Origin of the sequence: Paenibacillus sp. EKM206P, assembly GCF_011066155.1 — a bacterium.
GTDB lineage: Bacteria > Bacillota > Bacilli > Paenibacillales > Paenibacillaceae > Paenibacillus > Paenibacillus polymyxa_D.
Genome location: NZ_JAAMNQ010000004.1, coordinates 101,548 through 116,031, shown reverse-complemented (window position 1 = coordinate 116,031; position 14,484 = coordinate 101,548). Strand labels below are relative to the sequence as shown.

Sequence of the window (14,484 nt, the reverse complement as noted above, 5' to 3'; positions counted from 1 at the left end):
GGCCAAAGGGGCAGAAACCATGCGAGACTTATGGTTTCTGCCCCTTTTAGGCTGAAATGCGTTCTGCTTCGTCTATATTTAACGAAAGAGATTGGTTTTAGCCAGTTCTACAATCTCGTCACCACGTCCGTTTAGCATCGCTTTCATCATCCACAGTGTAAATCCTTCTGCTTGTTTAAGATTAATTTTGGGTGGCATGGATAGCTCCTGACGGTTCACCACCACGTCTACCACAACAGGGCCATCATGAGCCAATGCTTGCTGAATGGCATCTTCCAGCATGGTCGGATCTTCAACCCGGATGCCCTTGAGTCCCATGGCTTGCGCTACAGCACCAAAATCAGGATTCACCAGTTCAGTACCGTTTTCCAGAAATCCGGCCGCTTTCATTTCCAGCTCGACAAAACCGAGAGCGCCATTATTGAAAACAATGACTTTGATAGGCAGATGATGCTGCTTCAGGGTGAGCAGGTCGCCCATCAGCATCGTGAGTCCGCCATCGCCTGAGAGGGCAATCACTTGTCGGTCAGGCTCAGTGGCCTGTGCTCCAATCGCTTGTGGTAACGCATTTGCCATCGTACCATGGTTGAACGAGCCGAGAAGCCGGCGCTGACCGTTCATCTGCAAATAACGCGCCGCCCATACAGTGGGAGTACCGACATCACAGGTGAAAATAGCATTTTCCTGCGCGGCGTCACTGATGACCTTGGCGAGATATTGCGGATGGATCGGCGTATGACCTGGTTTACCGACAGCAAGGTCATCCAACTCCTGGCGTACCTTGGTATAGTGGGAGACGGTTTTCTCTAGATGCTTGGAATCATGCTCTGATGTTAAATGCGGTAGCAGCATTTCCAACGTGGCTTTTACATCCCCACATAAACCATACGTTAACGGAGTACGTCTGCCAAGATGGGCTGGCTCTATATCTACCTGTAGGACAATCGCATCTTCAGGGTAAAATTGTCTGTAAGGGAAGTCTGTTCCGAGCATAAGTAGGACGTCACAATCCATCATCGCATGGTACCCGGAAGAATACCCGATCAGTCCCGTTAATCCAGCATAATAAGGGTTGTCATACTCCAGATATTCCTTGCCTCGCAGAGCGGATACCATGGGGGATTTTAACTTGTCACATAGCTGCATGAGCAATTCATGAGATTGTGAACAGCCGGCGCCGCATAGTAGCGTAATTCGTTTGCCTTGATTCAAATATTCGGCCAGTCGGGAAATTTCAGAAGCTGACGGATGCACTACAGGTGTAGTGGGATGGTAGACATGTTCAGGGACGGGTACCTTTTCCGCCCCCAAAGCTGCTACATCACCGGGAAGAACAATGACGGAGACACCTGAACGTGAAATTGCCTGTTGAATGGCCATGGTCACCGTTCTGGGAATTTGACGCGGTGTCGTTATAACTTCACAGAAGTGACTGCATTCTCCGAAAAGATGTTCAGGATGCGTCGCTTGAAAATATTCGCTTCCGATTTCGTCGCTTGGAATGTGAGCGGCAATAGCCAGTACAGGCACACGATTGCGGTGACAATCATATAAACCATTAATCAGATGCAAATTTCCGGGACCACTGCTTCCGGCACATACAGCAATGCTGCCACTAAGGTCAGCATCCGCTCCGGCTGCAAAGGCAGCCACTTCTTCGTGCCTTACATGAATCCATTCGATTTGACCATTGCTGCGAATGGAATCCACCATATTATTTAGAGAATCTCCAACAATGCCATAAATCCGCTTGACCCCTGCATTGACCAAAACTTGTACAATAGTATCTGCAATTGTCTTCATAGATGTTCCTCCTGCCTAGTAAGTAGTGTTATCCTGCCCGTGCTTTCTTGCGTCTATTCTCCTGAAAAGTATATAAGGACAAGGTCTCGGATAGGGTGATAGTTAGCCTTAACCGTCTTGGCTCAGCAGCGAAACAACAGAAAGAGGTCCATATACTTGCTGGTTGTTATGCAAAACTCTTGTGTTAACGTGTTCATATTATTGTCATTATTATTTTTATAAAGTAAAAATGTTGAGAAAACTATTTTGTTAACGTGTGCATTATGCTAAAATAACGTTGAAATCATTATGGTAATAGTGGGAGGATACTCCGGATGAAAAAAGTAGATGCATTAGATCAATTAAACAGAAAAAGCTTTATCGTTACAGACCCGCATCCTGTGAGGGTGATGCAATTCGGGGAAGGGAACTTTCTGCGTGCTTTTGTAGACTGGCAATTTGACAAAATGAATAAGCTGGCAGAATGGAATACGGGAGTTGTGATTGTACAACCGCAGCCAGGAGGCCTCGTGGAGAAGCTTAACGAGCAGGATGACCTGTATACGGTTATTCTTGAAGGGATTAAGGATGGGAAGGCCATGAAGGAGCATACCGTTGTGGAGTGCGTCTCTCGTGGGATTAATCCGTACGGCTCGGACTTTTTGGAGTATGAAGCACTATCCCAAAAGCCGGAGCTGCGTTTTGTTGTGTCGAATACGACGGAAGCGGGGATCGCTTATGCCCCAGACGATCAGCTAGAAGATCGTCCGCAAAAGAGCTTCCCGGGCAAACTGGCTGCCTTTCTGTATAAGCGCTTTCAATTTTTTGGGGGCGATCAGAGCAAGGGATTGGTCATCATTCCATGCGAGCTCATCGACCGTAATGGAGACGCTCTCAAGGAAATCGTACTGAAATATGCGGACCAATGGAAGCTTGGAGCTGAGTTTATTGCATGGATAGAGGAAGCAAATACGTTCTGCAACAGTTTGGTGGATCGAATTGTACCTGGTTATCCCAAAGACCGAATTCATGAAATCCAAGCGGAATTGGGTTACAAGGACGATTTGGTTGTTGTGGGCGAACAGTATCATTTATGGGTTATTGAAGGGCCACAGTGGCTTAAAGAGGAATTACCTGCTCATTTGGCCGGATTGAATGTCCTGATTGTCGACGATATGGCGCCATATCGTACACGGAAAGTGCGTATTTTGAATGGAGCACATACGGCGCTTACACCTGTAGCTTATTTATATGGCCTGGACACAGTGGGGCAGGCGGTTGAGCATGATATTATGGGCAGTTTTATCCAGTCGCTGATTCGAGAAGAAATTATTCCGACGCTGAACTCACCAGAAGCGGAATTGAATGTATATGCCGACGATGTTATTGAGCGGTTCCGTAATCCATATGTAAGTCATTATGTTATGAGTATTGCGTTGAATTCGGTGTCAAAGTTCAAGACACGGAACTTGCCATCCTTGCTCCAGTATGTAGAACAACGTAAGGAGCTGCCTGCCAAAATCGTGTTTTCACTGGCGTCCTTACTCGTATTTTACCGGGGTGATAGAAATGGCGAGTCGATTGCGTTGGCAGACGAAGCTGAAGTGTTGAGCACGTTTGGTGAACTGTGGAGTAAATATGACGGTACTCTCGCCGGGGCGAAGCAATTGACTGAGCGGGTACTCGGCAAGCAAACATGGTGGGGTCAAGATTTGAACCAGATCGAAGGGCTGGCTGAACAAACGGCACAGCACGTGTATGAAATTACAAGCAGAGGAATGAAGGAGACGCTCGATTCTCTAACCGGGAACAGCGTGCCCAGAGCATAAGCAAGGAGGAAACCGGAATGCTGGAATTCATTCAAATTCATAATCAAGATAACGTGGCTGTCGCCTTGCGTGATTACAAGCAGGGAGAAACACTGGCATGGGGAGCACAAGAAGAACAACGGGTGGAGCTAGCCGAGGATGTAGCACGTGGGCATAAAATCGCCTTGCAGGATATACCTGTAGGTGGGCATGTTCTGAAATACGGATATCCCATCGGTCATGCCATTCAGCCCATTCAGGCAGGTCAGCATGTGCATACGCATAATACGAAGACGAACCTGACAGGCGTAGAAGAGTACACTTATAAGCCTAAGCCAGCTCCTCATTTATATGAACAGGAGAGTCGTACGTTTCAAGGGTTTCGGCGAAAGGACGGTCGTGTGGGGATTCGCAATGAGTTGTGGATTGTGCCGACGGTCGGCTGTGTGAACGGGATCGCTGAACTTATTTTAAACCGTTTCAAGCAGGAAGTGGGAGATATTTCACCTTTTGAAAATGCACTTGTGCTCAAGCATAACTATGGTTGTTCTCAGTTGGGTGACGATCATGCACATACGCGCACGATTTTGATCGATGCCGTGAAACATGCGAACGCAGGTGGCGTACTTGTACTGGGTTTGGGCTGTGAAAACAATGAAATGAAAGAATTTAAGGAAGCCATCGGGGAATATGATTCGGAGCGGGTAAAGTTTTTGCTTTCCCAAGATGTGTCGGATGAAGTAGAGGAAGGGGTAAGGTTGCTTCATGAAATTTTTGCGGCCGTGCAAGAAGATCGGCGGGAACCTGTACCATTGTCTGAGCTGAACATCGGCTTGAAATGCGGTGGATCTGATGGCTTATCGGGTATTACTGCCAACCCACTACTCGGACGATTGTCGGATTATATGGCAGCGCAAGGTGGAACAACGGTATTGACAGAAGTACCTGAAATGTTCGGCGCGGAAACGATTTTAATGGAGCGCGCTGCCGATGAGCAAGTATTTGGTAAGATCGTACATCTGATTAACGATTTCAAACAATATTTTCTGGATTACAAGCAGCCAGTATACGAAAATCCGTCACCGGGCAATAAAGCAGGGGGCATTACGACGCTGGAGGATAAATCACTGGGCTGTACGCAAAAATCCGGGTCTTCCACGGTCACTGATGTCATTCAGTACGGGGAACGTCTCAAGACCAAGGGACTCAACCTGCTCAGCGCGCCGGGCAACGATCTAGTGGCATCTTCAGCTCTCGCCGCAGCGGGCTGCCAACTCGTCATTTTCACAACTGGACGCGGTACGCCGTTTGGCTCCTTTGTTCCGACGATGAAGGTATCAACCAACTCGCCGTTATATAAGGCTAAACCTCATTGGATCGACTATAACGCCGGTTCATTGGTGGAGGATGTCAGTATGGAAGATGCGCTCCGCAACTTTGTCGATTACATCGTCGATGTAGCCAGCGGAACATGGGTGAACAATGAGAAAAACAATTTCAGGGAGCTCGCTATTTTTAAAAACGGTGTTACGTTGTAAAAGGCTGTAGTCTAAGGGAGGCGGAATTACTCCGCTTCCTTTTTTGTGTTTGTATGCTTCTAAATAGGCATGTTAGACTTACTGCAAAACATGCAATATCGATATTTAAATAAGGGGGAAGTACCGTGCAAAATGAAATTGTTGCTTATCGGGAAGAAAATCATGATCAACTCGTTGATATTTGGCAGCGGGCTGTACGCCGGACGCACACATTTTTGGCGGAAGAGGACATTCAATTTTATCATCATATCGTACGCAATGGTGTTTTAAGAGAACTTGAAGTTTGGATGGAATGGAATACAAGTCAAGAACCAACAGGTTTTATCGGGCTGGACGGATTAAAAATAGAGATGCTGTTTGTGGACCCTGAACACCATGGGCAGGGCATAGGCAGCCGACTCATCCAGCATGCTGAAAAAATAAAAGGGAAACACCTCAAAGTGGACGTGAATGAGCAGAACGAGAAAGCGTATGCTTTCTACAGACATTACGGCTTTGTACAAACGGCGCGTTCTGCACTGGATGGATCAGGTAGGGCATTTCCTTTGCTTCACATGGAATTGAACAAGTGAACGATCTACTTTCGTTGGTATTTTAAAAATGGAATATATTATCATAATGCACTTGTCATATGTTTGAATTCATGGTATAACTTAATTACGTAATAAATACGTAATTAAGTTATTTTTAGTTAGGGTTTAGAGCTTGCTTTTGTTTGGTGAATATAAAAAGTCAGACAAGGAGGCGGGAATAGTGGATGATCTTGTTCACTCCGACATCACAGATCTAGACACACTTGTCAACATGATTAAGCTTTCTTTTTCATTTGCGGACGGTGCCAATATGATTGCTTTATGCGACCGGCTGTATAGCCATGTCAACCAAAAGTATCAGGAATTGCAGCTCTACAAAGCGCGCAAGAAACCTATACAACCCATACATACCAAACGGCCGCTAGTCTACTACTACGGCTACAGTCATCTCATGAAAGGCATGGCTTTCCAAAAACAGGGCAAGTATGAGGCCGCTCGCGATTGCATCGAAAAATATGCAGAATTGGGCTGGTTTAATGGTCTTGATCAATATGGGGAAGCAGAGGTGGAATATTACCGCTATGCTGCCAGAGCTAATTTGTATGCCCTTGATATTTTGTCAGGCCATGCCGAAGTGTTGCAGGAATATATCCAATTTCTTCGTAACAATCCGGAAGAGCTGTTACCGGGGCTTCTTTCCATCGTTGAGGGAGCGTCGAGATACGACTATTCTTTAGAGGCTGTGCTGGAATCATTTGCCGAACAAATTGAAGGTTTTAAATATTTTGAAGAGCCTGTGAATGTATCTTATTATTTTCGCTTCTGCTATCAACTGGCTCTTTACTATATCAAGCAACAACAGTTTACGGTTGCGTTGGGCTATATCCTGCAATCTCTCATGCTGTCCGATACCCTGGGTATGGAACATGAACATGAGTTTAGGAAATGTACCGCTGTATTTGAAATTTTCAGATCCCAAGCTACAGCAACACAGCAAGACCAATATATAACTATTTTAAAAGGAGTGTTAAAGGATGAAAAAATTGATTTCACGCCCTCTGTCGCTCAGTCTGTTTAGTTTGCTAGTGTTTGTTACAAGTCATGATCTCATCACGGTGTTTTATCATGGAGCCAATCATTAAGAAGGCAGAAGTACAGTAGAAAATTAGTTGTTTTAGCAGGTAGGCAGTTGATTGGAAAATATGATGTGGAAGTACACCCAATAGCAAGTAAGCTCATTTAGGTCAGGGCTTACTTGCTATTTGGCGTATGATGAAGACCGATCATACCGTATATATAACGCGGTACATGTCCCAACAATATTTAAGCTGTCGTAGGTTTATGCAGCAAACCCTGTTCTGACGGATGCAATGAAATCCTTGTCTGTTGGTAAACCGGGAATGGTTCTTCCGTACTGTATGATCTGCTTTTTAACGCTGCATCCAGTGCCCGTAGCAAGGAACCTATAAATTGCTCTGGAGAAAAGAAAATGCTTTTTCCGACCATATGAATGTGAAGCTCGTTATGGTCACGGTTGCTTACGGACAGCAATATACCTTGACCTTGAAAACCCGTACCGATGGCGCGTATTTTGTTTATACCCGAGAGTAACATTTCCGTCTTCACCGCACGCCCCTGTTCCTCCACAAATACAGAAATCAGGCGTTTGTCTGTAACGATAACAATTTGGTTACCCCGAAATGTATGACTCAGGTGTAGAAAATCTTTATATACACCAATAGTCTGCTCATGCGGAGAAACAATCCCCATCCGTACAAACTCCTCCAGCTCAGTGACATCGGGTTCCTGATGATTTTTAATTCGTTTTTTGATACTGAACTGAATAGTCAGGATACCCAAGATAGCAATGAGAAAAGCACTAAGTCGGACGTTAAATATAAAGAACATCAGGACAATAAGGCCGCCTACTAACCACTGTCCCCAAGTTAGATAGCGCAGCTTTTGTTGTACCGTACGGCGATAATAACCGTAGCCCTTTCCCGGTTGATACTCTTTAGTAAACTTCGTCATACCACGCATCATGGTTAACCCATAGATTGATAAGACTGTCATCCCGAGTGACAGGAGCGTCATAAGCCATTCCTGAGCTGCAATGCCAACTAAAGTACACAGACCAAACATGATGAGCCCCGCCCAGCAAGCAAACTTTTTAATTCGAACCTGTTTCTGAATCGAACGAACCAATTCTTCCATTCTTAATCCTCCTGATCTAGGTATATAGGTAATGATTGGAATCACATATAGTCTTATCGTACCATCTGATAGTCTTTTTCGTAAATTAATAGATATGAAAATCCAAAGTATGGAAGAAAATTCTCGCCTATAGTCAGATCCCCACCTGAACTTTAGATACCAAAATCAAAAAATCCAGTACTACTCATACGAAGCAGAAGCCTTTAAAATAATAAATGTAAGTGCTTACATTACAAAGAAAGGAGGTCTTCGTATGAGTACAGGAGGGAAGAATCCGCAGCCACAGCCGCCGGTTCGATCGGGAAGAGGAGCATCACTAGCGCGCAAATGGGTTCAACAAAGACATTTGCAGACTATGGCGCTGCTTGGGGTGGTATGGATGATTATTTTCCATTACATTCCGATGTACGGTATTTTAATTGCGTTCAAACATTTTGACATCATTGGAACCATATCAAGCGCACCTTGGGCGGGATTAGAGCATTTTCGGGCCTTTTTGGAGGATGATAACTTTTGGTACATTGTCAAAAACACACTGGGTATTAGCCTGCTCAAGCTGGCGATCGGGTTTCCGTTACCTATTGTATTTGCTCTGTTTCTGAATGAGATTCGGTCTACACGGTTCAAAAAATCTATACAGACCATTTCGTACCTTCCGCACTTTTTATCTTGGGTCATTCTTGGCGGGATCTTAACGACGTGGCTGGCAGATACCGGGATGATCAATCAACTGTTGCTAGCCTGGGGGTGGATTGACCAGCCGATCAGTTATTTGGCAGAGCCGAGCTATTTTTGGGCTATCGTCGTTAGCTCGGATATCTGGAAAGAGCTTGGATGGTCAGCTATTATCTATTTGGCAGCCATGGCGGGGGTATCTACGGACATGTACGAAGCGGCCACCATTGACGGGGCCGGACGGTTTCAGAAAATGTGGTACGTCACACTTCCCGCTATCAAGGGGACCATATCCATTTTGTTTATTTTGGCGGTCAGCGGCATATTGAACTCCAACTTCGATCAAATTCTCGTCCTGCGTAACTCGCTGAATGAAAGTGCAAGTAATGTAGTTGATATTTATGTATATCAGGTGGGCATTCAGCAGGGCCGTTTCTCGTATTCTACCGCGGTGGGTTTGCTGAAATCGGTTCTTGCTCTCATTTTGCTGCTAATTGCCAATTCGGTGACCAAACGGGTGAATAATACATCCCTATTTTGAAGGAGGACGGGTGCATGCAGCTATTGCAACGTAGAACAGCAGGCGAAGCGATATTCGATTTCATGAACAACGTCTTCATGCTGATTATTTGTTTTGTGACATTGTATCCCGTGTGGTATGTGCTGGTGAACTCCTTTAACGAAGGAGCAGACGCTATGCGGGGTGGCATTTACTGGTGGCCGAGAGTCTTCAGTCTGGGCAGCTATCAGGCCGTATTTGCTAACAACGGTATTATGACTGCGATGGGAGTGACTATTGCCAAGACGCTTATCGGCACGATTGTTCATGTGTTTTTTACCGCTATGATTGCATATGCATATTCCCGTAAGGAGCTGATCGGGCGCAAACTGTATATGCTGATTGGTACCATTACCCTGTTTTTCGGTGGGGGATTGATTCCAACGTATTTGCTGATTCGTGATCTCGGACTGCTGGACAGCTTTTGGGTGTACATCATTCCTGCGATGTTCAGCTTTTTTGATCTTATTATTTTTATGGCTTTTTTCCGAGAACTGCCGGATGCACTGGAAGAGGCGGCGAAAATAGACGGTGCGAATGATTTCGGTATCTTCTGCCGAATCGTGCTCCCTGTATCCATGCCGGTAGTAGCGACGATTGCGTTGTTTCATGGGGTATACCAGTGGAACGATTATTTTACCGGAATGATCTATATTAATAATACGGATCTTCAGCCGATTCAGACGTATTTGTACCGGGTTGTTGCCCAATCCAGCTCTAATCAAATGATGGCTGCTGCACCGGGGGGCGTTGCCCAGTCCGTCACTTCGCAATCGATCAAGCTGGCGACGATGGTCGTGACGACACTGCCCATTGTACTGGTATATCCTTTTCTGCAGAAGTATTTTGTCAAGGGTCTGATGATCGGATCGATCAAGGGTTAGCACATCATCCAAGGGGGAGATTTATGATGAACATTCGCAAATGGCAGAAAGGGCTGTTGGCCGTCGTGCTGCTGATAGGACCGCTCGCGGGGTGTACGTCCGGTGGAAGTGGCGCTGTCACGGAATTGAAGGACGAGAAAACTAAGGCTTCGGCAGATACGCCAGGCTGGAAGGCGGATACAGAGCCGATTACGTTTGACTGGTATTTGAATTTTTCCTGGTTCCCGAACAAGTGGGGAACGGATATGACCTCGAAGTATGTGACGCAAAAGACTGGGGTCAGCGTTAATTTTATCGTACCCGCAGGGAATGAAAATGAAAAACTGAATACCATGCTCGCCTCGGGCAAACTGCCTGATTTTGTCACGCTCAGTTGGGGGGAAGATGCGATCAAAAAAATGATCGAGGGCAAGATGGTGCTCCCACTTAACAAGTTGGCCGAGAAATATGATCCATATCTGATTAAAGTGGCAGACCCAGCTAAAATGTCATGGTATCGTCAAACGGACGGGAATGTATATGGGTATCCTAACGCGTCCTCTTCACCACAGGATTACCAAAAATACGGCCAAAATTTTGTCTCCAATCAAACGTTTATGGTTAGGAAGGATATGTACGAGGCGATTGGCAAGCCGGATATGAGAACACCAGAGGGATTCCTGAAAGCGCTTCAAAAAGCAAAGGAGAAATTCCCGGAGATAAACGGTCAACCGCTGATCCCGATAGGGTTCCACGAATTTACGGATAACGGAAATTATTCTTTTGAAGACTATTTACTTAATTTTTTAGCCGTTCCACATGAGAAGGACGGAAAGCTGTACGACCGTCGATCGGACGAAGAGTACATTCGCTGGCTCAAAACATTCCGTCAAGCCAATGAGCAGGGTCTGATCGCCAAGGACGTATTTATCGACAAACGTCCGCAAATGGAGGAGAAGGTGGCACAGGGACGGTATTTTGCCATGCTATATCAGCGCTCTGATTTTGCTACACAACAGGTGACGTTGCATGCGAAAGATCCCAACTCCGTCTACATTGCGGTGGATGGACCTTCCAACAGTAAGCTGGACCCGCCGACGCTGGCCGGGCCGGGCATTTCCGGGTGGACGGTGACGCTTATTTCGAAGGATGTCAAAGACAAGGAGCGGGCTATTGAATTTCTGACTTATCTGATTAGCGAGGAAGGAAATCGTGATCTGTATCTGGGGGAGCAGGGAAAGCTGTGGGACACAGTTAACGGTAAGCCAGCCTTCAAGCCGGAGGTACTGGAGCTGCTGAACAAGGATCGGTCTGCATTTGACAAAAAGTATGGCGCCTCCTTCACTTTCTGGATGCTGATGGATACAAATATGAATTTGCAGTGGGCGCCGCCCAGTGTCGAGCCGTATAAGCAGCCTGAAGATTGGACGAAAGGCAAGACCCACAGCTTCTCTCAATATGAGAATATCAAACCGACCGGAACCTCGGCAGAAGGCATTGCGTCAGGCCAGATAGACAAAATTTGGGGCAAGGCATTACCGAAACTGTTGCTGGCTTCCTCGGATGAGGAGTTCGATCGGCTGTTTGCCCGCTTTTTGGAAGACCGCAGAAAAGCAGGCTATGACAAGGTATTGGCTTATCAGCAAAAAGCCTATGAGGAAAACCTTAAGAAAATTGAACAGTTCACCAAATGATTTAATTCAATAACTTAATCTATTGAACCCCTAAGGATGTGATTACATGCCAGGCCGTGCACGTTCACAGATGAAGAGCCTGCTGCGCCGCACGATATGGCAGTGGATGACGGGAACGACCGATCGGCTTGGCGGTTGTTCCCTTCAAGTTAAGCTCATTGTCGCGTATATCGGCGTCATTTTAATCCCGGTGGTATTGTTCTCGCTATATACCTTTCACCAACTGTACGAGAATACAATGAAAGACATTACCGTACAAAATCAGTATGTGTTGGATACAGAGCTGGCCCATATTCATAGCAATATGGAAATTATGGAGCGAACCGCACAGCTTGCGATCTCAGATCGCAACGTGCTTCATTATCTAACCGAGGAACGTGAAATAAGCAGCGATGAGCTAGTCCAATTCAACTTGAATGTGTTTCCAAATTTACAGCACTTGCTGTACAGTAATCCCAATGTAGAGAACATTCGACTGTATACCAATAATCCCCAGACGCATGAAATATGGCCGATGATTTTCAAAGAATCACGATTGCCTAAGGCTTCCTGGCTGAAAGCGGCTCAACTCCGACAAGGGAAAATATGGTGGGATATGTACAAGGGGCCGAAAAGCTTACTTGGGGGACAATCCCGCCAGGAAAGTGAGACAGTGCAGTATATGGCACTGCTACGTGAAATTCAGTCTACTGGAGGAAGACACGCGGGGTTGGTAGAAACAAATATGAGGCTGGAGCTATTTTCACCTAGGGTATTTGGAATCCCGCAACGTAATCGCGCATGGCAAATGTTCATTCTGGACGGCGACGATTACAGCTCAAGGAACGCTGACAAACCAATGTATTCTACCGAAATAGCTACAGCTTCCTCTCTATCAGATTCAATTTCGATCCCTCTGTCCCATGTGCACCATCTGTTACAGTCCCGCGTTCAGGGACAGGGTGGTGTTTTTGACTTTACCTATGGGAATAAGCCTTATCTTGGTTTGTACCGTTATATAGAAGGGTTGGACGCCTACCTGCTAAATGTGGTGGCGCTGGACGGTCCGCTAGGTGATCTCCGTCAGAAACGCAATGCCATGCTGCTCATTATTAGTATGCTGATTTTGTTTATGTCCGTCATTTCCTATACCTTGCATGCCTTCATTCTCAAGCAGCTACATACCCTGCGTGAATCCATGAAAAAAGTAGAGCAGGAGGGTGACTTTCAGCTTAAGATTCCAGTATATGGACGGGGAGAAGTGGCTGAGCTGGCTTTATATTTTCGCAGTCTGCTGAGTCGAATTAACGGGCTCATTGCCGAGGCAGTACACAAGCAGGCCACTGCTCAAGAAGCTGAACTGCTAGCGCTCAAGCATCAGATTGATTCCCACTTTCTCTATAATACATTGGAAAATTTAAAAATGATGGCGGAGATAGAACGGCAGTATCCGCTGTCGGATGCCCTTACCTCCCTTGGCTCGATGATGCGTTATAATCTCCAATGGTCCGGGTCGTGTGTTGCGTTGCGGGATGAAATCCGACATATCCAGCATTACGTGGCCATCATGAACATTCGCCACGATAACCAAATTGGATTGGAAATTCATCTATCGTCGGCGTTTATGGAACTGGAGATGCTGAAAATGTCGCTGCAGCCTGTAGTCGAAAATGCTATCAAGCACGGGTGGAGTACATTGCAAAGCCCATTCAGCATCACGATTGAAGCCTGCTCTAAGCAGGATATCATAGAATTGCGTATACAGGATAACGGAGTGGGGATATCTGAAGAAAGAAGAAACGCCATCATGGCTGGTCTAGCGCGAACGAATATGGATTTCCACGAGCCCGGGATGAATGGGGGAATCGGTTTGTATAATGTGCATCGCCGTTTAAGTATGCAGTATGGCGAAGAGTATGGCATAAGACTGGACAGCATCCACGGACAATCGACGACAGTGACCCTGATTTTGCCTAGACGTTACATGATGAGGGGGACGGACCATGACGACCAAGCTGTTGATTGCGGATGACGAGAAAAATATTCGAATGGGACTTCAAGCTATGATCGAACGGGAATTTTCCGGTCTCTATGAATGTGTACTGGTCAAGGACGGAAGGGAAGCCTGGCAGCATGTGAAGCAGTTTTTGCCCGAGTTGGTGATAACGGATATCCGTATGCCTATTATGGATGGCATTATGCTGATGCAGCATATTCGTGAGCTGGAGCCGGAACGCAGGCCTTCGGTGATCATTCTCAGTGGATATGACGAGTTCCAGTATGCGCGCGAAGCGATTCGCTGTGGGGCACGGGAGTATTTACTCAAGCCGATTGTAAGGGAGGAACTGTTCGGTGCACTGGCAGTTTTGAATGAGGAATTGAAGCAGAGGAACCCCCTCACATACGATAGTGTTGTCGGCGTAGAGAAAGATAGACTAGCTGGCGCGAGTGCCAACGTCGATAGAAGTGGTAGTATGACACGTGCTATCCAATATATCCACGCTCATTACAGCGAGGATTTGAATATGGCAGTAGTATCCAACTCAGTATCCTTGAATTATACGTATTTTAGTCAGGCGTTCAAAGCCTATACAGGCCTCAGCTTTGTTCAATATGTAAAAAGGCTGCGCATTACAGAAGCCAAAAAGCTGCTGGAGTGTCAAGGGGGCAGGATCTATGAAATTGCGGCTAACGTGGGCTTTGACAATGCAAAGCACTTTAACAAAGTGTTTCGTGAGCTGGAGGGGATGAGCCCGCAGCAGTTTCGAGTGCAGAATCAAAGGGGGAATTAGATATAAAGAGGGGGAAAACTCCACTGCCTTTTTACCCTTATCCTGAT

At 46.2% G+C, this 14,484-nt stretch carries 11 protein-coding genes; 9 read left to right on the top strand and 2 right to left on the bottom strand.

Going from position 1 to position 14,484, the window contains the following annotated elements:
- Positions 1-78: 78 nt before the first annotated feature.
- Entirely contained in the window at positions 79-1,803 is a 1,725-nt protein-coding gene (gene poxB, locus G9G53_RS10310; RefSeq protein ID WP_165147360.1) for a ubiquinone-dependent pyruvate dehydrogenase, read from the bottom strand.
- A 314-nt stretch (positions 1,804-2,117) separates the two neighbouring features.
- Between poxB and G9G53_RS10305 the strand changes: the two genes are divergently transcribed.
- From G9G53_RS10305 to G9G53_RS10290, 4 genes are all read left to right on the top strand, one after another.
- Positions 2,118-3,611, top strand: coding sequence for a tagaturonate reductase (locus G9G53_RS10305; protein ID WP_165147357.1), 1,494 nt, complete (start codon positions 2,118-2,120; stop codon positions 3,609-3,611).
- Between the two features lie 17 nt (positions 3,612-3,628).
- Positions 3,629-5,128 (top strand): UxaA family hydrolase, encoded by a 1,500-nt coding sequence (locus tag G9G53_RS10300; protein WP_069010226.1) that lies wholly within the window; start codon positions 3,629-3,631, stop codon positions 5,126-5,128.
- A 125-nt stretch (positions 5,129-5,253) separates the two neighbouring features.
- Complete coding sequence (locus G9G53_RS10295) at positions 5,254-5,700, top strand: acetyltransferase (protein WP_029519084.1); 447 nt, start codon at positions 5,254-5,256, stop codon at positions 5,698-5,700.
- A gap of 181 nt (positions 5,701-5,881) precedes the next feature.
- On the top strand, positions 5,882-6,739 hold the full coding sequence (locus G9G53_RS10290; RefSeq protein ID WP_165147354.1) for a DNA-binding protein: 858 nt from the start codon (positions 5,882-5,884) through the stop codon (positions 6,737-6,739).
- Between the two features lie 245 nt (positions 6,740-6,984).
- Here G9G53_RS10290 and G9G53_RS10285 read toward each other — a convergent pair whose 3' ends face one another.
- Positions 6,985-7,875, bottom strand: coding sequence for a hypothetical protein (locus tag G9G53_RS10285; RefSeq protein ID WP_029519087.1), 891 nt, complete (start codon positions 7,873-7,875; stop codon positions 6,985-6,987).
- Between the two features lie 253 nt (positions 7,876-8,128).
- Between G9G53_RS10285 and G9G53_RS10280 the strand changes: the two genes are divergently transcribed.
- From G9G53_RS10280 to G9G53_RS10260, 5 genes are read left to right on the top strand one after another with little or no spacing between them, the layout of a single operon-like run.
- Complete coding sequence (locus G9G53_RS10280) at positions 8,129-9,091, top strand: ABC transporter permease (RefSeq protein WP_029519088.1); 963 nt, start codon at positions 8,129-8,131, stop codon at positions 9,089-9,091.
- A gap of 14 nt (positions 9,092-9,105) precedes the next feature.
- Entirely contained in the window at positions 9,106-9,993 is an 888-nt protein-coding gene (locus tag G9G53_RS10275; RefSeq protein WP_029519089.1) for a carbohydrate ABC transporter permease, read from the top strand.
- A 26-nt stretch (positions 9,994-10,019) separates the two neighbouring features.
- A complete protein-coding gene (locus G9G53_RS10270) occupies positions 10,020-11,666 on the top strand; it encodes an extracellular solute-binding protein (protein WP_029519090.1) in 1,647 nt (548 codons plus the stop codon).
- Between the two features lie 46 nt (positions 11,667-11,712).
- On the top strand, positions 11,713-13,677 hold the full coding sequence (locus G9G53_RS10265; protein WP_165147351.1) for a sensor histidine kinase: 1,965 nt from the start codon (positions 11,713-11,715) through the stop codon (positions 13,675-13,677).
- Positions 13,649-14,437, top strand: coding sequence for a response regulator transcription factor (locus tag G9G53_RS10260; RefSeq protein WP_069010223.1), 789 nt, complete (start codon positions 13,649-13,651; stop codon positions 14,435-14,437). Before G9G53_RS10265 ends, G9G53_RS10260 begins: the two co-directional genes overlap by 29 nt.
- The last annotated feature ends 47 nt before the right edge of the window (positions 14,438-14,484 follow it).